The 24880-nt window shown below is 47.2% G+C and carries 22 protein-coding genes and 1 riboswitch; of the genes, 16 read left to right on the top strand and 6 right to left on the bottom strand.

The window, feature by feature from the left end; translation table 11 throughout:
• Window positions 1–127 precede the first annotated feature (127 nt).
• A riboswitch (SAM riboswitch) is annotated at window positions 128–240 on the top strand.
• A 126-nt stretch (window positions 241–366) separates the two neighbouring features.
• From metK to DWZ60_RS08620, 10 genes are all read left to right on the top strand, one after another.
• On the top strand, window positions 367–1554 hold the full coding sequence (gene metK, locus DWZ60_RS08665) for a methionine adenosyltransferase (protein WP_055267252.1): 1188 nt from the start codon (window positions 367–369) through the stop codon (window positions 1552–1554).
• A 175-nt stretch (window positions 1555–1729) separates the two neighbouring features.
• A complete protein-coding gene (locus DWZ60_RS08660; protein WP_055267274.1) occupies window positions 1730–3223 on the top strand; it encodes a sensor histidine kinase in 1494 nt (497 codons plus the stop codon).
• Entirely contained in the window at window positions 3220–3909 is a 690-nt protein-coding gene (locus DWZ60_RS08655) for a response regulator transcription factor (RefSeq protein WP_022461272.1), read from the top strand. The genes DWZ60_RS08660 and DWZ60_RS08655 overlap by 4 nt, the downstream gene beginning before the upstream one ends.
• A gap of 27 nt (window positions 3910–3936) precedes the next feature.
• Window positions 3937–4533 carry a guanylate kinase gene (locus tag DWZ60_RS08650; protein WP_118640825.1) on the top strand — a complete coding sequence of 199 codons (597 nt, stop codon included), beginning with the start codon at window positions 3937–3939 and terminating at the stop codon, window positions 4531–4533.
• A gap of 54 nt (window positions 4534–4587) precedes the next feature.
• Complete coding sequence (holB, locus tag DWZ60_RS08645; RefSeq protein WP_022461270.1) at window positions 4588–5577, top strand: DNA polymerase III subunit delta'; 990 nt, start codon at window positions 4588–4590, stop codon at window positions 5575–5577.
• Between the two features lie 4 nt (window positions 5578–5581).
• On the top strand, window positions 5582–6484 hold the full coding sequence (locus DWZ60_RS08640; protein ID WP_055226011.1) for a PSP1 domain-containing protein: 903 nt from the start codon (window positions 5582–5584) through the stop codon (window positions 6482–6484).
• A 169-nt stretch (window positions 6485–6653) separates the two neighbouring features.
• Entirely contained in the window at window positions 6654–7337 is a 684-nt protein-coding gene (locus DWZ60_RS08635; protein ID WP_055226320.1) for a tRNA1(Val) (adenine(37)-N6)-methyltransferase, read from the top strand.
• Between the two features lie 120 nt (window positions 7338–7457).
• Window positions 7458–8303: a 16S rRNA (cytidine(1402)-2'-O)-methyltransferase gene (gene rsmI, locus DWZ60_RS08630; protein WP_055220333.1), complete on the top strand. Its 846-nt coding sequence runs from the start codon at window positions 7458–7460 to the stop codon at window positions 8301–8303.
• A 139-nt stretch (window positions 8304–8442) separates the two neighbouring features.
• Window positions 8443–9753 carry a family 43 glycosylhydrolase gene (locus DWZ60_RS08625; RefSeq protein WP_243038265.1) on the top strand — a complete coding sequence of 437 codons (1311 nt, stop codon included), beginning with the start codon at window positions 8443–8445 and terminating at the stop codon, window positions 9751–9753.
• Between the two features lie 338 nt (window positions 9754–10091).
• Entirely contained in the window at window positions 10092–11459 is a 1368-nt protein-coding gene (locus DWZ60_RS08620) for an MATE family efflux transporter (protein WP_055220337.1), read from the top strand.
• 113 nt (window positions 11460–11572) lie between these two features.
• On the opposite strand, the gene DWZ60_RS08615 is transcribed toward DWZ60_RS08620, so the two are convergent.
• The 4 genes from DWZ60_RS08615 to DWZ60_RS08600 all read right to left on the bottom strand — a co-directional run bounded on the left by DWZ60_RS08615 (window position 11573) and on the right by DWZ60_RS08600 (window position 14856).
• The gene (locus DWZ60_RS08615) at window positions 11573–12817 is read right to left on the bottom strand and encodes an aminopeptidase (RefSeq protein ID WP_117801896.1); all 1245 of its coding nucleotides are present in this window, start codon (window positions 12815–12817) and stop codon (window positions 11573–11575) included.
• 25 nt (window positions 12818–12842) lie between these two features.
• A complete protein-coding gene (locus DWZ60_RS08610) occupies window positions 12843–13559 on the bottom strand; it encodes a histidine phosphatase family protein (RefSeq protein WP_055220339.1) in 717 nt (238 codons plus the stop codon).
• A gap of 152 nt (window positions 13560–13711) precedes the next feature.
• A complete protein-coding gene (locus DWZ60_RS08605) occupies window positions 13712–13906 on the bottom strand; it encodes a hypothetical protein (protein WP_055220341.1) in 195 nt (64 codons plus the stop codon).
• 347 nt (window positions 13907–14253) lie between these two features.
• Window positions 14254–14856, bottom strand: a complete 603-nt coding sequence (locus DWZ60_RS08600) for a hypothetical protein (protein WP_147397737.1) — start codon at window positions 14854–14856, stop codon at window positions 14254–14256.
• Between the two features lie 40 nt (window positions 14857–14896).
• On the opposite strand from DWZ60_RS08600, the gene DWZ60_RS08595 reads away from it, so the two are divergent.
• Window positions 14897–15286: a hypothetical protein gene (locus DWZ60_RS08595; protein WP_119221525.1), complete on the top strand. Its 390-nt coding sequence runs from the start codon at window positions 14897–14899 to the stop codon at window positions 15284–15286.
• Between the two features lie 119 nt (window positions 15287–15405).
• Window positions 15406–16320 carry a hypothetical protein gene (locus tag DWZ60_RS08590; RefSeq protein ID WP_119221524.1) on the top strand — a complete coding sequence of 305 codons (915 nt, stop codon included), beginning with the start codon at window positions 15406–15408 and terminating at the stop codon, window positions 16318–16320.
• A gap of 50 nt (window positions 16321–16370) precedes the next feature.
• Here DWZ60_RS08590 and DWZ60_RS08585 read toward each other — a convergent pair whose 3' ends face one another.
• Together DWZ60_RS08585 and DWZ60_RS08580 are read right to left on the bottom strand one after the other, a co-directional pair.
• Window positions 16371–17999, bottom strand: coding sequence for a hypothetical protein (locus DWZ60_RS08585; RefSeq protein ID WP_147397736.1), 1629 nt, complete (start codon window positions 17997–17999; stop codon window positions 16371–16373).
• A 302-nt stretch (window positions 18000–18301) separates the two neighbouring features.
• On the bottom strand, window positions 18302–18772 hold the full coding sequence (locus DWZ60_RS08580) for a hypothetical protein (RefSeq protein ID WP_117510709.1): 471 nt from the start codon (window positions 18770–18772) through the stop codon (window positions 18302–18304).
• A 459-nt stretch (window positions 18773–19231) separates the two neighbouring features.
• On the opposite strand from DWZ60_RS08580, the gene DWZ60_RS08575 reads away from it, so the two are divergent.
• The 4 genes from DWZ60_RS08575 to DWZ60_RS19725 all read left to right on the top strand — a co-directional run bounded on the left by DWZ60_RS08575 (window position 19232) and on the right by DWZ60_RS19725 (window position 24857).
• Window positions 19232–19840 carry a nucleoside recognition domain-containing protein gene (locus DWZ60_RS08575; protein ID WP_055267272.1) on the top strand — a complete coding sequence of 203 codons (609 nt, stop codon included), beginning with the start codon at window positions 19232–19234 and terminating at the stop codon, window positions 19838–19840.
• 133 nt (window positions 19841–19973) lie between these two features.
• Window positions 19974–20678 (top strand): ABC transporter ATP-binding protein, encoded by a 705-nt coding sequence (locus DWZ60_RS08570; RefSeq protein ID WP_055220354.1) that lies wholly within the window; start codon window positions 19974–19976, stop codon window positions 20676–20678.
• 7 nt (window positions 20679–20685) lie between these two features.
• Window positions 20686–22572 (top strand): hypothetical protein, encoded by a 1887-nt coding sequence (locus DWZ60_RS08565; protein ID WP_119221523.1) that lies wholly within the window; start codon window positions 20686–20688, stop codon window positions 22570–22572.
• On the top strand, window positions 22527–24857 hold the full coding sequence (locus DWZ60_RS19725) for an FtsX-like permease family protein (RefSeq protein ID WP_330422206.1): 2331 nt from the start codon (window positions 22527–22529) through the stop codon (window positions 24855–24857). Before DWZ60_RS08565 ends, DWZ60_RS19725 begins: the two co-directional genes overlap by 46 nt.
• The last annotated feature ends 23 nt before the right edge of the window (window positions 24858–24880 follow it).

The following is a 24880-nucleotide window of genomic DNA, read 5'->3' as shown; positions in this document are numbered from 1 at the left end:
AAGAAACAGTGTTTGGGACAACAGTAAGAAAATGTCTCAATTCCTTTCATTTCCTCTTGACGAATGACGTATTTTGCGATAGTGTATCAGAGGAACAAAAAACAAAATCAAAAATTCAGTTGCTTTTCTCTTATTCAGAGTGGTGGAGATACATAGGATCTGTGAAACCACGGCAACCCCCAGACAGAATGCTCTGTACGGGAAGGTGCCAGCCTGAGCGAAACTTTCGAACAATAAGGGGATTTGAACATTACTATTCAGGTCCGCTAAAAATTGCGGATCTTTTTTTACGAAAAAATGTTCAGGGAAAGCCAAAGCCCACGAACGAAAAGCAAAAGAGAAGAGAAGAAAAAAAGGAGAAAAAGAATGGAAAAAAGACTGTTTACTTCTGAGTCTGTAACCGAAGGACATCCGGACAAAATCTGTGATGCCATTTCTGACGCGATTCTGGATGCGCTGCTTGAGCAGGATCCGATGAGCCGTGTAGCTTGCGAAACCTGTACTACAACAGGATACGTTATGGTAATGGGTGAGATTACATCCAACGCACACATTGATTTCCAGCAGGTTGTACGTGATACCGTTCGCGAAATCGGCTACGACCGTGCAAAATACGGATTTGACGCAGATACCTGCGCTGTTGTAACTGCAATTGACAAACAGTCCACCGACATCGCTATGGGTGTAGACAAAGCGCTCGAAGCAAAAGAGAACAATATGAGCGATGAGGAGATCGATGCCATTGGAGCAGGAGATCAGGGAATGATGTTCGGATTCGCAACCAACGAGACCGAAGAGTACATGCCATACCCGATCTACATGGCACACAAACTGGCTCGCCAGCTGACCAAAGTCCGCAAAGACGGTACTTTAACATACCTGCGTCCGGACGGAAAAACACAGGTAACCGTAGAGTACGATGAGAACGGCAAACCGTTCCGTCTTGATGCGGTTGTTCTTTCCACTCAGCATGATCCGGAAGTATCCCAGGAGCAGATTCATGAGGATATCAAAAAATACGTATTCGACGAAATCATTCCGGCAGACATGGTAGATGAGCACACCAAGTTCTTCATCAACCCGACCGGCCGTTTTGTAATCGGCGGACCTCACGGAGATTCCGGCCTCACCGGACGTAAGATCATCGTAGACACCTACGGCGGATACGCTCGTCACGGCGGCGGAGCTTTCTCCGGAAAAGACTGTACAAAGGTAGACCGTTCTGCAGCTTATGCAGCACGTTACGTAGCAAAGAATATCGTAGCAGCAGGTCTTGCCGACAAATGCGAGGTCCAGCTTTCCTACGCAATCGGTGTCGCTCATCCGACCTCTATCATGATCGACAGCTACGGCACAGGAAAACTGTCCGACAACAAACTGACCGATATCGTTCGTGAGAACTTCGACCTTCGTCCGGCTGGAATCATCAAAATGCTGGATCTGCGCCGTCCGATCTACAAACAGACTTCCGCTTACGGCCACTTCGGAAGAAACGATCTGGATCTGCCGTGGGAGAAACTGGATAAAGTAGAAGACCTGAAGAAATACCTCTAATTTCAGGCTTTTCTGTTTATAGAAAGTTTAGAAAGATTCATCTAAGTTAATGAAAAATCCTCAGGCGTTGTGCTATAATAAATTTAGACTGCGTACTGGGGATTTTTTGTGCGCAAAAGTACGAAATATGTGTTGGAAAACAGGTGGATCTTATATGGAAAAAAAGAAGAAAAGCATGAAATTAAGGACGAGAGTAATCATTTCTTTTTTCATCATCATACTGGTTCCGATCGTGATGTGTGCCTTGACGTTTTACTTTTTTGTAGGGTATAAAGCAAAGATTATCGGTGAAAAATACGGTCTTGCGAACGCAACATACCGGACGATTTCGAACAACACCCTGCTGCTGAATGCGATGACATCAGAAGAGTACGACGAAGTAGAGGATACCGCGAAATCGGATACGGCAAAGCTGGAAGAAACGAATTATCTCTCTGTTCTGAATGCAAGACTGCAGAAAAAACAGTCGTTTATCGCGGTGCGCGAGGATGGTGTTATCATTTACAATGGCTCGGAGGAGCTGTCGTCGGAGGAGCTGGAAAATGAGCTGCCGAAATACGGTGACCCGGGGGCCAATTTGAAGGGCGGCGTTTATTTCCGCAATGAAAAACAGTGGATGGTCAAACAGGTGGACTATGAGAACTCGGACGGAAAAGAATGCAGTGCGTTTATCGTCACCAAGACAGACCAGATTGCGCCGCAGATTACGGGCATGGTAAAAGAGCTAGGCATCGTGATTGTGCTGATTCTGGTGCTCACCAGTCTGGGCCTGAGCTTCTGGATTTACCGCGGTGTGATCGGACCGCTCGAGCAGCTGAAAAAGGCGACACAGAATATCAAAGACGGAAATCTGGATTTCACTGTTGAACCGTGCGGCGTGGCGGAGATTAATGACCTCTGCGAGGACTTTGAGGAGATGCGTATCCGGCTGAAAGAGACGGCGGAGGAAAAAGTCGAGTTTGACAAAGAGAATAAAGAGCTGATCAGTAACATTTCGCATGATCTGAAAACACCGATTACCGCGGTCAAGGGTTATGTCGAGGGAATCATGGACGGTGTGGCAAATACGCCGGAGAAGATGGACCGCTACATCCGCACCATTTACAACAAAGCGAATGAGATGGACCGTCTGATCAATGAGCTGACGTTTTATTCCAAGATTGACACGAACCGCATTCCGTATACGTTTTCCAAGATTCACATTGCGGATTATTTTGATGACTGCGTGGAGGAACTGAATCTGGAGCTTGACGCGCAGCATGTGGATCTGACATACTTTAATTATCTCGAGGACGACCCGGTCGTCATCGCGGATGCGGAGCAGATCAAGCGTGTCATCAATAACATTGTAAGCAATTCCATCAAATATATGGACAAGAGCCATAAGGTCATCAACATCCGTCTGCGTGATGTCGGAGATTTTGTGCAGGTGGAGATTGAGGACAACGGAAAGGGAATTGCGACGAAGGATCTGACGAAGATTTTCGACCGTTTCTACCGCACCGACGCGTCCCGCAACAGCACGAGAGGCGGCAGCGGCATCGGTCTTTCCATCGTGAAGAAGATTCTCGAAGATCACGGCGGAAAAGTGTGGGCCACCAGCAAAGAAGGCGTGGGCACCACGATGTACTTTGTATTAAGAAAATATCAGGAGGTACCTGTTTCATGAGTAAGATACTGATTGTTGAGGATGAGGAATCCATTGCGGATCTGGAGAAGGATTATTTAGAACTTTCGGGCTTTGAGGTAGAGATTGAAAACCAGGGAGACACCGGTCTTGTGCGGGCGGTCAAAGAGGATTTTGATCTGTTGATTCTGGATCTGATGCTGCCGGAGGTGGATGGCTTTGAGATCTGCCGTGAGGTGCGTGAGAAGAAAGATATTCCGATTATCATGGTTTCGGCAAAGAAGGATGATATCGACAAAATCCGCGGACTCGGCCTTGGTGCGGATGATTATATGACGAAGCCATTTTCTCCGAGTGAGCTGGTTGCACGCGTGAAAGCGCATCTGGCACGGTACGACCGTCTGGTCGGAAACGGCAAGAAAGAGAATGATGTTGTGGAGATCCGCGGCATCAAGATTGACAAGACGGCACGCCGCGTGTGGGTGAACGGAGAGGAGAAGCAGTTTACAACGAAAGAGTTCGATCTGCTGACCTTCCTTGCGGAGAATCCGAACCGCGTTTTCACGAAAGAAGAGCTGTTCCGTGAGATCTGGGATATGGAGTCCATCGGAGATATTGCGACGGTTACGGTGCATATCAAGAAGATCCGTGAAAAAATAGAGTTTAATACGGCAAAGCCGCAGTATATCGAGACGATCTGGGGCGTTGGATATCGGTTTAAGGCATAAAGAATCTGTGTTTCGGGGAGAGATAAAATGGGAAAAATTTACTATCTGATGGGAAAAAGTGCGTCAGGGAAAGATCATATTTATGAGCATCTGATCCAGGAGACGGCGCTGGATTTAAAACCGTTTGTCCTGTATACAACACGGCCGATCCGGAGCGGGGAGCAGGACGGAAGAGAGTATTTCTTTGTGGATGAAAAACGGCTTTCGGAACTGCGGGAGGCCGGAAAGATTATCGAGGAGCGCATGTATTCGACGGTGCAGGGGCCGTGGTATTATTTTACGGCGGATGACGGGCAGATTGATCTTGTGAAGCATGATTATCTCGGAATCGGGACACTGGAATCGTATCTGAAATTAAAGGCATATTTCGGGGAGCAGGCGATGGTTCCGCTGTATGTCGAGGTGGACGATGGGCTGCGGCTTTCGCGGGCACTGGAACGGGAAAGAAAACAGACAGAGCCGAAATACGCGGAGATGTGCCGGAGATTCCTGGCGGACTGTGAGGATTTTACGGAGGAGAAAATTGCGGAAGCTGGAATTGTCCGCAGATTTTCCAATAATTCTACGCCGGAAGACTGTTTTTCCGAAATTCAGAATTTTGTGGAACAACAGAAAAAGTTGTGATATACTTAATACAGTATTAGTAAGAAATACAAAAGAACTCCAGGGGGTGATTTTATGCAGGGTTTTCAGAAGGTTGTAGGACATCAGGAAATCATAACGCATTTACAGAATGCCATTTCGATGAATAAAGTATCTCATGCTTATCTTTTTGGCGGAGAGAGTGGATCGGGAAAGAAAATGATGGCTTCACTGTTTGCGATGACGCTTCAGTGCGAGAAGCACGGGGTCGAGCCCTGTATGGAATGCCCGTCCTGTAAAAAGGCACAGAGCCAGAATCATCCGGATATCATTTATGTGAAGCATGAAAAGCCGAACACCATCAGCATCGATGAAATCCGTGAGCAGCTCATTAACGATGTGATGATCAAGCCGTACAGCAGTCCGTACAAGATTTATATCATCGACGAGGCGCAGAAGCTGACACTTCAGGCGCAGAACGCGCTGCTGAAGACGATCGAGGAGCCGCCGGCATACGCAGTTGTCATGCTTCTGGCAGACAACCCGGATGCGCTGCTTCCGACGATTTCGTCACGCTGTGTGCAGTTAAATTTAAAACCGGTGGGAGACCAGCTTGTGAAAGATTATCTGATGAACGAAATGCATGTGCCGGATTACCAGGCAGAGGTTGATGCGTCCCTGGCGCAGGGAAATATCGGAAAAGCAGAGCGGATTGCCCGTTCTCCGGAATACGAGGAGACGCTGGAAAGTGCACTCCGCATGGCAAAGTACGCCGACAGTATGCCGCTGTATGAAATCGTGGAGACGATCAAAAAACTGACGGCCGAAAAAGACAATATTGATGATTACTTCGATATCTTTTCTTTATGGTTCCGCGATGTTCTGCTCTTTAAGGCGACAAAAGAGGTCGATTCCCTTGTGTTCAAGCAGGAGCTGAATGGAATCCGTGAGAGAGCAAATAAGAGCTCATACGAAGGCCTGGAGAAGATTATAGAGGCGATTCAGAAGGCGAGAGCCCGCCTGAACGCGAATGTTAATTTTGATTTAACCATGGAGCTTATGTTCCTGACAATGAAGGAAAACTGATAGCATGATAACAATTATAGGAGTACGTTTTCGAAACGTAGGAAAAGTATATTATTTCTCGCCGAGAGAGCTGGACATCTGCGTGGGCGACCACGTTATCGTTGAGACGGCGCGCGGCGTAGAGTATGGTTTCGTTGTGCTGGGGCCAAAAGAAGTTGACGATTCCAAGGTGATCCAGCCGTTGAAAGAAGTCATCCGCATTGCAACGCCGAAGGATGATGCGCGGGAGGAGAGCAACCGCAAGAAAGAAAAAGAAGCGTTTGAAATCTGCCAGAAGAAGATCCGGGCGCACAACCTGGAGATGAAGCTGATCGATGCAGAGTATACGTTTGACAATAACAAGATGCTGTTTTACTTTACCGCCGACGGAAGAATTGATTTCCGTGAGCTGGTAAAGGATCTGGCGGCTGTCTTTAAGACGAGAATCGAGCTTCGCCAGATCGGTGTCCGCGATGAGACAAAGATCCTCGGCGGAATCGGCATCTGCGGCAGACCGCTTTGCTGCCATACGTATCTGTCCGAGTTTGCACCGGTTTCGATCAAGATGGCAAAAGAGCAGAACCTGTCCCTGAACCCGACGAAGATTTCGGGTGTCTGCGGACGACTGATGTGTTGCCTGAAAAACGAGCAGGAAACCTATGAATACCTGAACCGCAAGCTGCCGGGTGTCGGCGATATCGTAACGCTGCCGGACGGCATGAAAGGTGAGGTTTCCGGTGTGAATGTGCTTCGTCAGCTCGTAAAAGTGCTGGTGGATGTGAACGATGAGAAGGAAATGCGGGAGTGCCCGGTGGAAGAGCTCAAGTTCAAGCCGAAGCATAAGAAGGAAAAAGGCAAAGAGAAGAAAAAAGACAGAAACAGCTCCGGGGAGCAGGCTTCTTCGGAAGAGGCAAAACAGCCGGAATAAGATTGATTTGGAATGCATTTTGAAAAAAGTAAGCGCCGGGTAAAACTGACGCTTCTTTTTGTGTGATGCGGCGCTGGGCGGTCAGCAGGAGGAGGGACTTTCATTGGATAGAAAAGAAGAATTTTTGAAGCCGGGTGAGCGGCTCGATGATCTGCAGAACGGTTACTGGATGATACAAAATCCATCCCTTTTCTGCTATGGCATTGACGCGGTGCTGCTGGCATCCTACGCGAAGGTGAAGCGCGGGGAGCGGGCGATGGATTTCTGCACGGGATCGGGAATTGTGCCGATTCTGCTGAAGGCGAAGACAAACGGAGAGCATTTTTCCGGGCTGGAAATTCAGGAGTACAGTGCCGAGATGGCACAGCGGAGTGTGCGGTACAATCATCTGGAAAATGATGTTGAGATTTTCCAAGGAGATGTGAAGACGGCATCGCAGCAGTTTGGAAAAGAAGTGTTTGATGTGGTAACGTGCAATCCGCCGTACATGACGGGGCAGCACGGGCTGACGAATGCGCTTGAGGCGAAGACGATTGCGCGGCATGAGGTGCTGTGCTCGTTTGATGATATTGCGAAAGAGGCATCGGCGGTTTTAAAGACGAAAGGACGGTTCTATCTGGTGCACCGGCCGTTCCGGCTGGCGGAGATTTTTTCGACGCTGAAAAAATATCATCTGGAACCAAAAAGGATGCAGCTGGTATATCCGTTCGTGGACAAGGAGCCGAATATGGTGCTGATTGAGGCGATGAAGGGCGGGAATCCGAGAATTACCGTGGAGAAGCCGCTGATTGTGTATGAGACACCGGGCGTGTATACAAAGGATATCCGGGAATTGTACGGTGATGGAAGGTAGAAACCCGTACAGACACGCTCTAATACATCGTTATTAAATAGGACACTTGGGGACAGAATTTGCAGGAGTTTTGAAATAGAAAGAAAATTGCCGGAAAAGATCTGGCAAAGAGGAATCAATATGGCAGGGAAATTATATTTGTGTGCAACACCGATTGGAAATCTGGAGGACATGACCTTCCGTGCAATCCGTATTCTGCAGGAAGTCGATCTGATCGCGGCGGAGGATACGAGAAACAGCATTAAGCTGCTGAATCACTTTGAAATTCACACGCCGATGACAAGCTATCACGAATACAACAAATACGACAAGGGACGCGAACTGGTGCAGAAGCTGCTGGCGGGAACGAACATTGCGTTGATTACGGATGCAGGAACGCCGGGAATTTCCGATCCGGGAGAGGAACTCGTAAAAATGGCGTATGAGGCGGGAATTGAAGTAACAAGCCTGCCGGGCGCGTGCGCGTGCGTGACGGCACTGACGCTGTCGGGACTTTCGACGAGAAGATTTGTGTTTGAAGCATTTCTTCCACCGGATAAAAAAGAGCATAAGCTGGCGCTGGAGCGGCTGAAAAATGAGACACGAACCATGATCGTGTACGAGGCGCCGCATCATCTGCTGAAGACATTGCGAGAACTGCTGGAAACGCTCGGAAATCGCAGACTGACGATTTGTCGTGAGCTGACCAAAAAGCACGAGACGGCATGGCAGACTACGATGGAAGATGCCATCACACGCTATGAGCAGGAAGATCCGAAGGGCGAATGTGTTCTTGTGATCGAAGGCAGAAGCCAGAAAGAAATCGAGGACGAAGCGAAGGCTGCGTTTGAGGAGATTTCGATTGAGGAACATATGAAACGGTATGAAGACCAGGGGATTACGCGGAAAGAGGCGATGAAGCTCGTGGCAAAAGACCGTGGCGTGACGAAGAGAGATATTTATCAGTATTTACTGGGAAAAGAATAACGATATGCCGGCGGGCAGGAAAGAGAGGAAGAAGTATGAAAATCTATTATCAGCATCCGAATACCTGGTTTGGAGATTGCATGCCATTTGGAAAGGATGACACCTTTTATCTGTTTCATCAGAGAGATACCAGAGTGCCGTGCCTTTCGGAGAGCCGTTTGGCTGGGATCTGGCAACAACAAAGGACTTTGTGACATATGAGGATTGTGGAGCAGCAATTCCAAGAGGAACCGATGAAGAGCAGGATCAGTTTATTTTTGCCGGAAGTATCTGCGAGGATCGGGAAGGAAAATATCACGCATTTTATACCGGCTACAACCGGGATTATCCCAAACAGGGAAAACCGTCACAGGTACTGATGCATGCGGTCAGCGAGGATCTGAAACACTGGACGAAAACTCAGGATACGGTAAAATTTGCTCCGCAGCCGGGATATGATCCGGATGACTGGAGAGATCCGTTTGTACTGTGGGATGATGAATCGGAAAAATATATCCTGATTCTGGGTGCACGGCTGGAAGGCGACAAGCATAAAACAACAGGAAGAACGGTTTACTTTACATCAGACAATCTTGTGGACTGGGAGTTTCAGGGAGACTTCTGGGCACCGGATCTGTTTACGATGCATGAGATGCCGGATCTGTTTAAGATGGGTGACTGGTGGTATCTGATTACAACAGAATATTCTCATGCTTCCACACAAGTGTATCGAATGGCAAAGAGTCTCAAAGGACCGTGGATTGCACCGGATGACGATGCGTTTGACGGAAGAGCTTATTATGCCGGAAGAACCTTTATGTTAAATAATCAGAGAATTTTGTTTGGCTGGGTTCCTACACGTGCGAATGAGACAGACAGCGCAAATCTTCGCTATACGCCGGATTCGGACAAGGAAGATTTTATCTGGGCGGGAACGTTTGTTGCACATGAGCTGTACCAGAGGAAAGACGGCACACTTGGATGCCGGATCCCGGATACCGTATGGAATGCATTTAAAGATGAGAAAAAAATTGATGATGTAAAACTGGAAAAAGAATCGGGAAGAGCACTGAAACATGTGCTGACACACACCGGTGACTGTTATCGATATGAAGCAGATGTTACGTTTACAGAAGGTACGCGTGGATTCTCGATCGGGGTAAGAGCACAGGAAGCAGATGATGAATTTTATTCCTTTACCTTTGAATGCCCGAAGGATCGTGTGATTTTCGAAAAATCTCCGAACTGGCCATGGCCGCAGATGAACAATATGGGTCTGGAACGTCTGATCCGTCTGACACCGGGGAAAAAATATCATGTACAGATTATTGTGGATGATACAATTGCCACATTATATGTGGATGGAGTTGCCCTGAACACCCGCATGTATACCAGTCCGGGAGAAGGAATCTGTCTGGGAGCCATAGATGGAAGTGTGGTATTTGAGAACCAGAGTATTGCATATCGCTAAAGTGGGAAAAGAATAACAAAAACGGAGGCAGATGCAGGAATACGATTACAGTTCACTTTGCAATGAAGCACTTGTTATTTCACTGCGTAAGAAAGTGATTCAGGCGTGAGCAGCTCTCCATTTGCGAAGCAAAAGGAGGGCTGCGAATGTTACAGTTTGCTAGATATCAGTGAACTGTAACGGATTGCTTCTGGGAAAGAGACAGATCATGGACGAAAAGCGGTAAAAGTTTTGTATTATTATATTTTTTTACAGAGTTGGAGATTTTCCTTGCCCGGTAGCTCCTCCCGTCTGTTATAATGGGCGTAATGAAGTTTTTTTGAGGGAGGAAATTTTTTATGTCACAGTCACAAACTCAGCGGAGTTCCCGGGTTGATCTGCTTCACGGATCGATTCTGAAATCTCTGCTTCTTTTTGCACTTCCGATCATGGCATCCCGTGTATTTCAGCAGATTTACAACACGATGGACACACTGATTGTCGGCCATACACTCGGCGATTCGTCGATTGCAGCTATGGGTGCCTGCTCGTCGATCTATGAAATGATGACCGGATTTACGTTCGGCGTCGGAAACGGGCTCGCGATCGTCACGGCGCGATGCTTTGGAAGACAGGAGACGGAACGGATGAAAAAATCCGTTGCATCCTGTATCGTTATTGGTATTACCGTTACACTGGTGGTCACCGTTCTTGCAACGATTTTCATGCATCCGCTGTTGCGGCTGCTGAAAACACCGGCAGAAATCCTCGAAGAATCCTACAGCTACATTTCAATTCTATCCGTTTTTCTGTTTGTCATGTTTGCCTACAACCTGTGCTCCGGTCTGTTGGGAGCAATCGGAAACAGCTTTATGCCGCTTGTTTTCCTGATTATTTCATCGTTGGTAAACATTGTACTGGATTTGCTGTTTATCCGTTCTTTCGGCATGGGTGTTCGCGGTGCTGCAATTGCAACCGTGATTGCGCAGGGAATTTCCGTCGTGCTCTGCCTGATTTATATTGTTACCAAAGCAAAAATTCTGCTTCCGGAAAAACGTCATTTTGAACCGGATCGCGGACTGTACATGGAGCTTCTGGCACAGGGATTTTCGATGGGATTTATGAGCAGTATTATCTATGTCGGTTCCATCGTTCTGCAGCCGGGCATCAACAGCCTTGGATATGAAACGATTGCCGGACATACAGCTGCGAGAAAGCTGTTTTCCTTCTCGATGATGCCGCTTTCCTCGATGGCACAGGCAGTCAACACGTATGTGGCACAGAACCGCGGCGCGGACAACTGGGAGCGCGTACGGAAAGGCATTCGCTATGCTTATATTTTCTGCTTCAGCGTGACCGCATGCCTGATTCTCCTTGTCACGCCGCTTGCACCGACAATGGTTCATCTGATCTCCGGCTCGTCCGACCCGACTGTCCTCGGAAACGGAGCCCGCTACCTCCGTGTAGCCATTCCGTTCTTCTTTGCACTTGGCCTTGTCAACTGCAGCCGCCTTGCACTGCAGGCGCTCGGAGAAAAGATTCTTCCGCTGCTGTCGAGTTTTATTGAGCTTTTCGGAAAAATTATTTTTGCGATGGTGTTTATCCCGCGCTACCACTACAGTGCCGTGATCTGGTGCGAACCGATCATCTGGTGCTTCATGGCAGCAGAACTTGTGATTTCGCTGTATCGAAATCCTTATATGAGAAAAGGGAAGTCTGGAAACTGATTTTTTTCAAAAACAGAACCCGGGGCAGTCTACAAAAAACGGTAGATTGCCCCGGGTCTGTTTTTTGACTAAATAAAGGAAGTCCCCTGCTTCTATTGCGAAAAACAGCAGATTTACTCTGCCCAGGTACCATTTACAAAAATATCGGTTTCGCTTCCATCTTCGCGGATACCTACGATGTGCAGGTCATCCGATCCAACCATAAAGTCAACGTGGATCAGAGAATCATTCACACCTTTTTCCAGAATTTCCTCGTTGCTCATCTCCAGAAATCCATCGAGCACCTCAGGGAAACCGGCGCCAGCGGCAACGTGGCAGCATGCGTTTTCATCGAAAAGGGTATTAAAGAACATCAGCCCGGACTGGTTAATCGGAGATTCTTTCGGAACGAGTGCAACCTCGCCGAGCATTGCAGCACCGGCGTCCATGGCGAACATTTTTTTCAAAACCTCTTCGCCCTGCTCTGCATGGCAGTCAACGACTTTTCCATCCTTGAAATCGACGGTAAAGTTGTTGATGATCTGTCCCGACCAGCTTAAAGGTTTTGTGGAAACGAGACGGCCTTCACATTTTCCTCTCATCGGGCTGGTGAAGACTTCTTCGGTCGGCATGTTTGGAACGTAGAAGGTGTTGTTCGTATGGTTGATATCACCGGCGCCGCTCCATTTTGCGCCCGGAATCAGCTCAACGGTGAAATCCGTACCGTTTTTGCTGGTGTAATGCAGCTTGTGGAATGCCTGCTCATTCAGCCAGCTGGCTTTCTGGGTCATGAGGTCGCAGTGTGCCTGCCAGATCTTTTCTGCATCTTCGCCGTCTTTTAAGTAAACACAGTCGAAAATAGCATCCCACAGTTTTTCAACAGCAATATCCTCCGGCTCGCCCGGGAATACTTTTTCTGCCCATTTTGGAGAAGCGGCGGCAACGATCAGCCACTGATGCTTTCCATCGAGCTGGTCACGGTATTTTTTAATGACCTTTCCACGCATCTGACGAACGGTGGAGAGCAGGTCCGCAGGAATGCCGGCGAGCTCGTCCGGATCGGAGGAGTCGATGAAAATGCGAACCGGCAGATCAACCGTCATCTGTTTGAAACGCTCTTCTTCCCAGTGCGGAACCGCGCCAAGCGTTTCTGCGGTGGCATACTGATAATGCATTTTGTTGATCTCACCGCATTCCCAGATCACTTCCACATAGCTTGCGCCCGCCTGATAGCACTCCTCTGTCACCATCTGGGTAAGCAGAACCTGATCGACGCCGGCCTGGAGGCGGACACGCTGTCCTTTCTGTACATTTGCGCCGATTTTTACGATCAGCTTTGCATATTCTCTTAATTTTGCCTGAAATTTTGCTTCATTCATGATAAAAGACTCCTTTTTGTGATTTTTAAAACTGAAATGGATCATTAAAGGCTCCATAGTACGAAACCGGTTCGCCCGCGGAAAGCAGATGATGGACATCGCCGACGGTCTGGCAGCGGAAGTATACTTCGCCCAGCTTGCGTTCCTCGCTTCCGACGATTGTGACGGAAGTCGGTGCCAGGAACATGCCCTGCCAGAGCTGTACCGGCGTCATATTCAGCAGATGCGACAGTGCCACACAGGTGACGCCGAGATGGCAGAAGCAGACGATGACGGCTTCGCGGTTTGTTTCATCCGAAGCGTGATAGCGGTAACCGTCGCGTACATAGCCGTAGCGCGCAAGCAGTGCATCGAGTCCGTCGGTCACAAAATGGTAATTCTCGTCCATGTTTCCGGTCTGCATAATCGGATTTTTCGTCCAGAGATCCTGGTCATAGAGATCCCGGTTTGCATCGAGCACATCCGGCAGAAAATCCCATGGAATCCGGCGTTTTCCCGTTTCCGGGTCAATGACAGGTGCATCAAATTCCCGCAGCCATGGAAGAATTTCGGCTTCGCGGCCTGCATTTTTCAGTGTAAAAGAAGCCGTATCTTTCGCACGGCCAAGCGGAGAACAGTAAAAATCGGTGACATTCCATTTTGCTGTGCGTTTCGAAAGCAGCTCGGCCTCGCGCCAGCCTTTTTCGGTCAGAGAATCAATTTCATAATTTGGTTCGCCGTGGCGGATAAAAATAATTTTCATAACGTTCCTTTCTTCGTATGTCGAAAAAATGGTGGATTTCGACATAGAAAGTAAAATTTCGTCCCGAAAGATCTGTGCCGGAGCATAAAAGAATTCAGAACTAAGAGCATTTCATTCAGTATATCATAAATAGTCAGATTTGTGTGAATTTCTTATCGGCCTCTCCCCCAGTTCAGCTCCCCGTTGGTAAACTCAGCCCAGTTGTACTGCGCCATGTATTCGCCATGGTACTGGTTGATCGCGGAAAGTTTTCCCTCGCACCAGTCAAAATAGTCACAGGAGACTTCTTCCGGGCAGATCCACAGGCTTCCTCTGGCGGACGCAACGAGCGTTTCACAATGATACACTTTTAACGAATAAAAATTTGTGAAGCGGAAGCTCCCTTTTTGATACGCTGCATCTTGAGAGAGTAGCTAGTAGCAGTCCTGTAGGTAGGTGCAAACAGGAGAAAAATATGCTATAGTAAAAACAGCGTAAGGGGAAACAAAAAGTAATGCAGCAAGAGGAAAGAGGATGATAAACTGTCGGTCATCATGGTCTGTCTGAACGCTCAAAAAGAAACCGATGATGTATTTCTTCAGATGATGAAGACACTACTTGGTGTTGAAATGCCGGAGAATGAATTTTTGAAATTGATGCATACGTAAAAAAAACAGGCACGATTCCCGAAAAAGGTGATTCGTGCCTGCTTTTTTTACTTTTCTACTTCTTCATACTGTTTGCCTTCCGGGTCACGCAGGTTATCATTTACATAAATTTTTCTTCCTTTGGTATCCAGTCTTTCTTTGTAGTCCATAGAGAAGGCGCCTAGTGAAGCGGCCAGAAAGCTAAAAACAATCGTCGCTTTAGAAAGGTTCTGTAAAAATTTGAGGGCGCCATAAATAATCAGGTTTTTGTAATACTCCAGCCGCAGTCCTTTTTCAACACCCCGTGCAGTGAGGCGGCAGATAAGCAGAACAACGGCCAGCATAAATGCACCGATAACCAGAAGAAAAATTCCGGCTTCATGATATTTTCCAGGTAAATAGCAGGCGCCGATTACGATCATGATCGGGGCAATTAAGGACATGGTAAAAACCATTTCGGCACGAAAGGTAAAAAATCGATACATCAAAAAGATTAAGATTAGGATAGCGATGAAAAGCATATTAGTTTTCTCCTTCGTAATGTTATAAATGATATAAAGCTTTTTTGCAGAAAAAGCAGATGAATTTGTGTGAAAAATTTTGCATATTTTGGCTTTTTCCTGTATACTTAGATCAATGTCGACAGGAAAACAGCATTCTGCCCAAGCCATCGGATATTTGCTGTTGTCCGGAAAGGAACTTTGATACTACATGAGCGATTTTTCACAAAGGCTTGAAAAGGAAATAAAAAATACAGGAAAAACTTTATATTATCTGTCTGAGGCCAGTGGTATGCAGCTGGATTACATTTCTAAAATGAGTAAAGGAAAACGTATTCCAAAAGAAGAAGAGCGCCTGACCTGTCTTCTTGATGCGATGGAATGCACCGGAAATACAAGAGCAGATCTCCTGTTCCTTTATCGCCAGGAAAAAATGGGAAAGAGCCAGTGGCAATGTATGGAAGAACTGATCCGTATTATCCAGCAGGATGTGGTTGAATTTCCTCAAGTCTCTGTTTCTCCAAGTGTTTCAGGAATTCCGGATACGGATATGACGCTGGACAATATCTTTGCAATTATGCGTGTATTCGAAAAGCAATGATAAATGCTTCCGATTCCACGATTTGCTTATGTACTCCGGAAATTTCACTGGAACATTTACGATATCTTGTTCAGATTATTCATGAAGTGCCCTATCGCAGATTAGAGCATCTTTTTCCTTTGCTGCAGAATCAGACAACGGAAAATACACTGGATAACCTTCGGAAAATATGCAGTCTGAAACCGGCAATGAACTATGAAAACTACAAACCATTTTATTATTACGTTTCTTCTGCTGAGTCCGAGGCGAAAAAAGCAGGCTTACTTCCCAACTGGCTGATCACAGACCATATTGCAATTGGAATCAATTTTCATACGGCGAAAGGAATTATTCTCAGAGATGCGCAACAAATACAATTACTGAAGAATTCCTTTATTCAGGAAAGAAAAATAGCAAAGGAAATGTTGTTTTGCTCTGATTTAAATGCTTATGTAAAAGATGTCAATGTTATGATGAATGAAGGTTATGTAACGCATAACTATTATATTGAATATTCACCATGTCTTCTGCATCTGATTCCGTTAAATGTACTGAAACAGCAGATCATCCTGGATGGAGTGGAAAAAGAACAGCTCTTATCTTCTCTCTTTCAGCGGATCCGGCACATGGAAACGGAAAGTATGGTACATATTTTCTGCATATCTGGCTTACGACAATTAATGGAGCAGGGACGCATTGCAGGCTATCCGGATATGCTTTATAAGCCTCTTGATCCTGCGATGCGCCTGTGGCTGTTGAAAAGTTATTATCAATATATGCTGCACACACCTCATTCCTGCATTTGTGTAAAAGAAAATTTCGTCCAGCTGCCGAAACATATCTCCATTGTATGTAGCTCTAATGTTCATAATGGAATTGCATTTTGGAACAATACAAGTCATGGATTGCAATATTACATTTTAAAAGAATCCGGCTTCTCACAAAAACTATATGAATTTTGCCAGTTTCTGGAGAATGGAAACATGGCATGGTCACAGGAGGAGACGCTGGATATTATTCGAAACATGATTGTGGAATATGGAGGCACCTTATAAACCGCGCTTCCAGGAAAATAAAGGATTCTTTCGGGACAGCTTTTCTCCTGCTATCTCTGGAAGAGCCGGGAGAAAAGCCCCTTCTTTTTTGCCGGGCGGGATGCAGCAGGTACATTTTGATTGATATATTGCTGAAACATGTTTTTTGAATCCTGAATGAGACCATTTAATTGCGCATTCTGACCAGCAGAAAACAGATCACACAATACAACTCCTTTTTGGGCATAGTACAAGGCATTTTCCTTTCGCTCCAGTCTCATATTTGCAATTTGGAGCGTTTGATAGATAGGGATTTGATAGACCGGCATTTCTTCCGGAAGCAAAAGATCGCTGTAATGATACAGAAGTAATGAGATTTCTTCCGCTGCTTCCTGGATCTGCTCGGGATTTATATGTTCTTCCTGTACATTCTGAAGATACATAGATCCACATCCGATACAAATGCGGATGAATGCTTTGGACACAGTTTCTCTGATTTGTGGATTTAGAATTTCTGCATTCCATATATATTCGATACTTTCTGCCAGACGCCAGCTCTTCTCGGCCAATTCGGTGCATTTGTGTCCCTGTATTTTTTCTGCTGTTACGACGGAAATGCATGCCAGCATACATTTCAGTTCATTCATCAATAAAATTTCAGCAGTTTTTTCTTTTGGGATTTTTAACTGCATTTCCTGTTCCAGCTTTTCTTGCTGGTGTTCTGTAAAATCCTGTAATTCTTTGATGCTCTCCGGATCGCTGAACTGAGATTCCTCCAAAGTTATTTTGCAGATCATTACCCGGAGCAGATTCTGATAGGTTTCTTTCCAGATTCCCGGTTCTTCTGATTGATTACTGATGGCCATGCATCTTCTGAAAAGATCTGTTTTATCAAAGGCCGACAGATATGGATTGTTGGAAAATTGCAGAATCTGAAAGGCTGTACAATGAAAATTTTCTTTTGCAGCTGCCTGCATCAGGAGCTCGGGATATTTTCGGGCATTCATAGACGCAACAGAAAATTCCTCTGCCTGTTTTTGAGCAGAAAGCAGCATTTTCTTTGGGGCTTTCTGTAGCAAAAATCCATTTTCCGGAAAGAGATTTCCAAAGATATTTTTAAAAATAGCTTGTTGTACTGCTGCTTTCAGTGTCATTGCATGAGAATGCATCTGCGGGCAATCCAGATTTCCGGCGACTGCTGTAATTTCATATTTTTCTTTGAGTGAAAGCAGCGCCGGAACAAGCAGATATTCTGTATCTGTCAGAATTTCCAGACGATGATAGACATCATGGTACGGCGCACCCGCGAGATCTCCCTTGGAAAACAGGAGCTTCGGGAAAAAATTCCAGCAGATACCTTCTAAGGTATGGTCTGTTACCTTTGCCTGCGCCAGCTCATAGATAGAATCATATCCTTCCTGATTGCTTTTTACTGTAACATGGGTATCGGATTGCACAGAATATAATTGACGTTCATAATAATTGGACAGAAAAATTCTGTCGCCCAAGTGATCCCAGGAATACATATAGTCCATATAGGATTCATACACATGATTTCCAAACATACTTGTCGTTGGTCCGACAAACAGAGAGTTCCACGCTTCGTAAGTATCAAGTTTTTGATTAAAAGCATTTACCATTTTTGCCTGTTCTTCTTTTGTATATTTGGAAATTTCCGTTCGTTCATTTGTCTTTTGCACAGAAGTTCCGCCTTTGCGGCGTCCGTGCTCAACCAGGAGAAGAAAGATGATTTCTTCTTTTTCCAGAAATTCTATTTCAAAAGAAATATCCCATGATTTTTCATCACAATAGGTTCTGTAATTACTACCTGAATTTATCGCTTTTTGTAATATTTCGGGATCAAGAGTTTCCCATGGAATCGAAACAGGAAAGTCCATATTTTATTTCCTCCAGGTGTCTGCTGATAAAATGATGTTGGAGGCAAAAAATATTTTGCCTCCCTTGTCATCCGATTGCTTTGCATGATATGCTTTGGCAATTCTTATTTTAATACTTTGATAGATACTTTTCCGCCAATTCCGGCCTGACACTGAACTTTTAAGATATCTCCGTCTTTTAAATCCAGATCCAGGTAACCATCACCAGTTTTAAACATGGCACCGGCTAAGGATTTTCCTATTTCGCCGACGGATATTTGTTCTGCGAGGCCGCTGCCTGCAGAAAATCCAATGATGGACCCCATCAGATTGACATTCCCTTTTTTGCTGTCTTTTGCCGGATCTATCATAGAAATACGATGAACGCCAGGAGTTAAGCTGATTTCATATGGAGTCTTAGATGCCTCATATAAAGTTCCTTCTTTTTCGTCATCAATAAAGATGCCTATTTTTGCTTTGGAATTCATCATTTTATTGTACTTGAGTGGATGAAACATTTTGTCCATGACGCTCATGGAAAGATCTTTTGCCATTCGATTGGAATCTTTTACTGTTAATACTAATCTTGCACTCATATTTTCCCTCCTGAAGTCAAGCGTTTCAAGTGATGCGCTTTTGTATTTTGGGTATCGGATTGTTGTTTTGGTATGGAATAGAATGATCCGATTCCGGCTAAAATTTGTGTTTATTATACTATTATTTGAAAAACTATATGAAATAGGCATAAAAATTAGACAAAAAATCAGATGAAAACATAAATTAAACTTTTAATGATTCCTATGATCCGATTTTTTTAAAAGAAAATTGATTTTATGGGAAAACAAAACTTATTTTGGAATGGAGAGAAGCGCAGGAGGCTGTGAACGACAGAACAAAAGAAAGAAATGACAGAAAACAGATACCGCGGTGGCAAAGCTGTTCACAAAGCTGGCGGGCGTGACAACGGCGTCTTATCTGTGGGTTGAAACAAAATATCATGAAAAACAGAAAAGAAGCATATCGTATAAAGATAACGGATGAACGCAGGTGAATCCATGAACAGACTCTGGAGCGGTATGCTTCTTCTTGGCATTGCCTACGGTGCTTTTTGCGGAAAACTGCCGGAGGTGACAGACGGTGCGCTGCGCGCTTCAAAAGAGGCAGTTGTGCTGGCAATTTCTCTTCTGGGTGTGACGGGCCTTTGGAGCGGGCTGATGGAGATTGCAAGGAAAGCGGGAATGATCGACAGCCTGGTAAAAAAGATGGGACCGGTCATGCGCTTTTTGTTTCCAAAGGTACCATCGGATCACCCGGCCATCCAATCGGCTGCCACAAATATGATCTGTAATGTATTCGGTCTTGGCGCAGCGGCAACGCCGCCGGGCCTTCTTGCCATGGAACAGTTCGAAGAGCTGGAAGAGGAACGGCGGAAAAACAAAAATCCGGCCGCTGTTCCGAAAGGAACTGCAAACCGGGAAATGTGCACCTTTCTGATTTTAAATATTTCTTCCCTGCAGCTGATACCGGTCAACGTGATTGCATACCGCAGCCAGTATGGCAGCGTGCATCCAACGGCCATTGTCGGACCGGCACTGGCGGCAACGGCAGCAAGCACGGTAGCGGCTGTTTTATTCTGCAAATGTATGGAAAAATGCAAAAGCTGAGAATGCGGTCTGCCCAGGAACATTTATAAAAAAACAGTAAATTCGCCTTCTTAGGACTAGCCGCCGCGGCAACGGCTTGGTACAATAAAGGAAATGAGGGATATTGAATTTTACATAGGAGGAACACAAGAGCATGGCAGGATATGTGAGTCTTCAGGATGTAACCAAGACATACAAAATGGGTGAAGTCACCATCAAGGCCGCGGATGGAATCAGCTTTGATGTGGAAAAAGGTGAGTTTGTGATTGTTGTTGGACCGAGCGGTGCGGGTAAGACGACGGTGCTGAATATTTTAGGCGGAATGGACACAGCGACTTCCGGAAAGGTGCTGGTGGACGGCGCGGAAATCAGCAAATACCGCGGCAAGAAGCTGATCCAGTACCGGCGGGAGGATATTGGATTTGTTTTTCAGTTTTATAATCTGATGCAGAACCTGACGGCGCTCGAGAATGTGGAGCTGGCGATGCAGATTTGTAAGCATCCGCTGGATGCGTCGGAGGTGCTTGCGGAGGTTGGGCTGGAAGAGAGAATGAATAACTTCCCGGCGCAGCTTTCGGGCGGAGAGCAGCAGCGTGTGGCGATTGCGCGTGCGCTGGCGAAGAATCCGAAACTGCTGCTCTGCGATGAGCCGACCGGCGCGCTCGATTATGTGACGGGAAAAGCGATCTTAAAGCTGCTGCAGGATACCTGCCGGGAGAAGGGGATGACGGTCATTGTCATCACTCACAACTCGGCGCTGACACCGATGGCGGACCGCGTGATTAAAATCCGAAACGGAAAAGTGGCGGGCATGAAAACAAATGAGAACCCGACACCGGTGGAAGAGATAGAATGGTAGGTGGACGATGAGAGCATTTCGAAAAGACTTTATCCGGGAAATCACAAAGAACAAGGGGCGGTTTCTGTCAGTCTTTTTCATCGTGCTTCTTGGCGCGGCGTTTTTCTCGGGCATTCGGTCGGCGGAAGGAGATATGAAGGTTTCGGCGGACCGGTATTATGATGAAGTAAATTATATGGATTTGAAAGTTCTTGGAACGCTGGGGCTGACAGACGATGATCTGGCGGATATCGCGAAGACGGATGGCGTGAAAGCGGTCTACGGCGGAAAAACGGTGGAAGTGCTGCATGACATCGGCGAGAGCGAGCAGGTTGTGAAGCTGATTGCGCTGACGGACGGTGTGAATGAGCCGCGCGTGGTCGAGGGACGGATGCCGGAGAAAGAGGATGAAATTCTTGTTGATACGCAGTTTCTGAAAAGTTCCGGCTGTGAGATTGGGGATCAGGTAACGTTCACTTCCGGAACGGAGGATCCGCTCTCAGATTCGCTGACCGGGGACACGTTTACGATTGTTGGTTCGGCGACACTCCCTTATTATATGGAGCTGAACCGGGGAACGGGCTCGATTGGAAACGGAAGCATCAACAGTTTTGCACTGCTGCTTCCGGAGACATTTACCTCGGATCTCTATACAGAGATTTACGTCCAGGCGGACGGCGCACAGGAAGAGGCGAGCTACAGCGATGCGTATGATGAGACGGTGAAGGCTGTACAGACGAAGATTGAAGCGCTCGAGGATGCGGCGTGCGACCGGCGGTATACGGCAGTCAAAACCGAAGGACAGGAAAAGATTGATGATGCAAAACAGCAGGTCGCTGATGCAGAGCAGAAATTAGCGGACGCAAAAACAGAGCTGGATGACGGTGCACAGCAGCTTGCCGACGCGAAAGTGACGATTGCGGACAAAGAGCAGGAACTTCTCGACGGCGAACAGACGTTAAAGGACAAAGAACAGGAGCTTCTTGACGGAAAGCAGACGATTGCTGAGAAAGAACAGGAACTCCTTGACGGAAAACAGACCATTGCAGACAAAGAGCAGGAACTTCTCAGTGCGAAAGCAACCATCGCCGATAAAGAGCAGGAGCTGGCATCCGGCAAGGCAACGCTGAAAGACAAAGAGGCGGAACTTGCGAGCGGAAAAGCGACGCTGGAAGCAAAGGCGGCAGAGCTGGAAAGCGGAAAAGCGGAGCTGAATCAGAAAGCCGATGAACTTGCAAGTGGAAAAGCCACACTTGAGGCAAAAGCGAAAGAACTTTCCGACGGAAAAGCACAGCTTGCAGAGAAAGAAACAGAACTGGCATCCGGCAAAAAAGAGTTAGAGGAAAAAATGACGCAGCTTTCGGCGGCAAAAACCGAACTGACTCGGAAGCAGACGGAGCTGAATACTGCAAAAGAGCAGCTTTCCGAAAAAGAAACGGAATTGAATATTGCAAAGGAGCAGCTTTCCGCTGCACGCGAGGAACTGGACAACAAGAAAGCAGAAACCGCTGCAGGACGCACACAGTATGAAGCGCAGAAGGCAGCGTATGAAGAACAGAAGAGTCAGTATGAGACAGCCAAGGATCAGTTAGCCCAGATTTCCAGGCAGCTTCCGATGGTGGAGGCTGCGCAGACAGAAGTGACTGGTCAGATCGAGGTGATTGAGGCTCAGCTTGACGGACTGACGGAGGAAGATGAAGCATATGTATCCCTGTTGGAACAGAAAACTGCGCTGGAAGCAAAGCAGACAGAGTTAGCACAGCAGCTTTTCACGATGCAGGAGCAGAAAACATTTCTGGAACAAAACATCGCAGCGTTTGAAGCAGCAAGCGCTGATGCGGAAGCCCGGCTTGCGGCTGCAGAGCTCAGATTACCGACGCAGAAAGTCAGCTTGCCGCTGCAGATGCACAATTAACAGAAAAAGAGCAGGAATGCGCCGCAGGCGAGGCACAGATTGCTTCTGCAAAAGAAGAACTGGAAAGCGGCGAAGCTCAGATTACAGAGGCTCTTGCCCAGCTTCAGGATGGAGAAGCACAAGCAGAAGCTTATCAGAAACAGATTGAGGATGGCGAAGCCCAGCTTGCATCCGCCAAAGCAGCGATTGCCGACGGAGAAGCTCAGATTGAGACGAACCGCAGTAAATTAAAAGACGGAGAAACTCAGCTTGCGGCTGCCAGAGCCCAGCTTGCTGATGGGGAACAGCAGATTGCATCGTACCGACAGACGATTCAGTCGGGTGAGGCCCAGCTTGCCGCTGCAAAGCAGACAATTTCCAGTGGAGAAAGTCAGCTCGCCGACGCGAAACAGACGATCGCCGATGGCGAAACCCAGTTAGCAGAAGCAAAGCAGACGATCGCCGATGGAGAAAGTCAGCTCGCCGAAGCCAAGCAGACGATTGCCGACGGAGAAACCCAGCTTGCCGACGCGAAACAGGAAATCGCCGACGGAAAAATCTCCCTTGCGGATGCGAAACAGGAAATTGCCGATAAAGAAAAGGAACTTGAGGACGGCAAAGCCGAATATGAAAAAGCAAAAGCCGACGCCGAACCAGAAATCGCGGATGCGAAGCAGGAAATTGCGGACGGTGAGAAAACACTCGCAGACCTGAAAAAACCAACGTGGTACGTCTGGGGACGGAATAAGGTAACGTCAACTGAGAGCTTCGGTCAGGATGCCGGCCGTATCTCGAATATCGGAAAATTCTTCCCGGTTATCTTCTTCCTCGTGGCTGCTCTCGTCAGCCTGACGACGATGACACGAATGATCGAGGAACAGCGTCAGCAGATCGGAACGTTAAAAGCCCTCGGCTATTCCGACGGCGTGATCGCCTTTAAATATTTCGCATACGCGATGCTCTCCACCGTATCCGGCGCTCTCGCGGGCGTGGTGGTTGGAGAAAAAATCCTGCCCTGGGTTATTATGAATGCCTACGGCATGCTGTATACCGGACTCCCGTATTACATGACCCCGCTGAACTGGGAGCAGGGAGGCCTTGCGATTCTGGCGAGTGCAGCCTGCACCGGCGTGGCGACGATCGCGGCATGCTACAAAGAACTCGCCGCAGGTCCGGCAGAGCTGATGCGGCCGGAAGCACCGAAAAACGGCAAACGGATTTTCCTGGAACGCATCGGCGTACTCTGGAAACATCTGAACTTTACGCAGAAATCAACCGTGCGGAATCTGGTGCGGTATAAAAAACGATTCTTCATGACCGTTATCGGAATCGGCGGATGCATGGGTCTGATCCTCGTCGGTTTCGGCCTTCAGGATTCCATCACCGCGATTGCGAAAAACCAGTTCGTCAGCCTCTTCACCTATCAGGCGAATGCTGTGCTGAATTCAGATGTGGATGAATCCGAAAAAGAAGCATTGCAGACCGATCTGGAAAACTACAGCGGCATCGATGAGCTGCTGGAAATGTACTGCCAGAACATCGAACTGCAGACCGACAAAAAGACCGTGGATGCAGTGCTTGAAGTGCCGAAAGAACTGACGAATTTCAATGACTTCTATGCCTTCCGAGACCGGAAAAGCGGAGAAGTTTACGAATTCCCGACCGACGGCGGCGCAGCCATCAGCGAAAAGACAGCAACGATGCTCGGCGTAAAAGCAGGCGACACGGTTCAGCTGAAAAAAGGCGACGATATTGTGGACGTAAAGATTTCGATCATCGTCGAAAACTACGTGCGCCATTACCTGTATCTGGCCCCGGATCTCTACGAGGAGCTGTTCGGCGGAGCGCCGGACTACAACCAGCTTCTGATGAAATACCAGGACACGTCGAGCAATTATGAGACAGCACTCGGAGAAAAAATCATGACGTACGACGGTGTAGCGGCAATCTCGTTCACATCCGACCTGATTGATCAGATTGACAACATGCTTCGTTCCCTCGACATCGTCATCGTGGTGCTGATCGTATCGGCGGGCCTGCTGGCGTTTGTGGTGCTGTACAACCTGAACAATATCAACATCACCGAACGACAGAGAGAGCTGGCAACGCTGAAAGTGCTCGGCTTCTTCGACGGCGAGGTGGCATCGTACGTGTACCGGGAAAACATGGTGCTGACACTGTTCGGCGTTATCGCGGGCATGGGAATTGGAACGTTTTTACATCATTGCGTAATTCAGACCGTCGAGGTCGATATGATGATGTTCGGACGAAACGTGTTCCCGCGGAGCTACGGCTGGAGCGCCTGATTACCCTGGCGTTTGCTCTGTTC

Origin of the sequence: Blautia sp. AF34-10 (genome assembly GCF_003477865.1) — a bacterium.
GTDB classification, from domain to species: Bacteria; Bacillota; Clostridia; order Lachnospirales; family Lachnospiraceae; genus Fusicatenibacter; species Fusicatenibacter saccharivorans.
This window is presented reverse-complemented; position numbering and strand designations above follow the sequence as displayed.

Excerpts from the sequence above, each read along its gene's own strand:
- metK (WP_055267252.1), top strand. The coding sequence starts at position 367 with ATGGAAAAAAGACTGTTTACTTCTGAGTCTGTAACCGAAGGACATCCG.
- DWZ60_RS08660 (WP_055267274.1), top strand. The coding sequence starts at position 1,730 with ATGAAATTAAGGACGAGAGTAATCATTTCTTTTTTCATCATCATACTG.
- DWZ60_RS08655 (WP_022461272.1), top strand. The coding sequence starts at position 3,220 with ATGAGTAAGATACTGATTGTTGAGGATGAGGAATCCATTGCGGATCTG.
- DWZ60_RS08650 (WP_118640825.1), top strand. The coding sequence starts at position 3,937 with ATGGGAAAAATTTACTATCTGATGGGAAAAAGTGCGTCAGGGAAAGAT.
- holB (WP_022461270.1), top strand. The coding sequence starts at position 4,588 with ATGCAGGGTTTTCAGAAGGTTGTAGGACATCAGGAAATCATAACGCAT.
- DWZ60_RS08640 (WP_055226011.1), top strand. The coding sequence starts at position 5,582 with ATGATAACAATTATAGGAGTACGTTTTCGAAACGTAGGAAAAGTATAT.
- DWZ60_RS08635 (WP_055226320.1), top strand. The coding sequence starts at position 6,654 with ATGATACAAAATCCATCCCTTTTCTGCTATGGCATTGACGCGGTGCTG.
- rsmI (WP_055220333.1), top strand. The coding sequence starts at position 7,458 with ATGGCAGGGAAATTATATTTGTGTGCAACACCGATTGGAAATCTGGAG.
- DWZ60_RS08620 (WP_055220337.1), top strand. The coding sequence starts at position 10,092 with ATGTCACAGTCACAAACTCAGCGGAGTTCCCGGGTTGATCTGCTTCAC.
- DWZ60_RS08615 (WP_117801896.1), bottom strand. The coding sequence starts at position 12,817 with ATGAATGAAGCAAAATTTCAGGCAAAATTAAGAGAATATGCAAAGCTG.
- DWZ60_RS08610 (WP_055220339.1), bottom strand. The coding sequence starts at position 13,559 with ATGAAAATTATTTTTATCCGCCACGGCGAACCAAATTATGAAATTGAT.
- DWZ60_RS08600 (WP_147397737.1), bottom strand. The coding sequence starts at position 14,856 with ATGGCTTGGGCAGAATGCTGTTTTCCTGTCGACATTGATCTAAGTATA.
- DWZ60_RS08595 (WP_119221525.1), top strand. The coding sequence starts at position 14,897 with ATGAGCGATTTTTCACAAAGGCTTGAAAAGGAAATAAAAAATACAGGA.
- DWZ60_RS08580 (WP_117510709.1), bottom strand. The coding sequence starts at position 18,772 with ATGAGTGCAAGATTAGTATTAACAGTAAAAGATTCCAATCGAATGGCA.
- DWZ60_RS08575 (WP_055267272.1), top strand. The coding sequence starts at position 19,232 with ATGAACAGACTCTGGAGCGGTATGCTTCTTCTTGGCATTGCCTACGGT.
- DWZ60_RS08570 (WP_055220354.1), top strand. The coding sequence starts at position 19,974 with ATGGCAGGATATGTGAGTCTTCAGGATGTAACCAAGACATACAAAATG.
- DWZ60_RS08565 (WP_119221523.1), top strand. The coding sequence starts at position 20,686 with ATGAGAGCATTTCGAAAAGACTTTATCCGGGAAATCACAAAGAACAAG.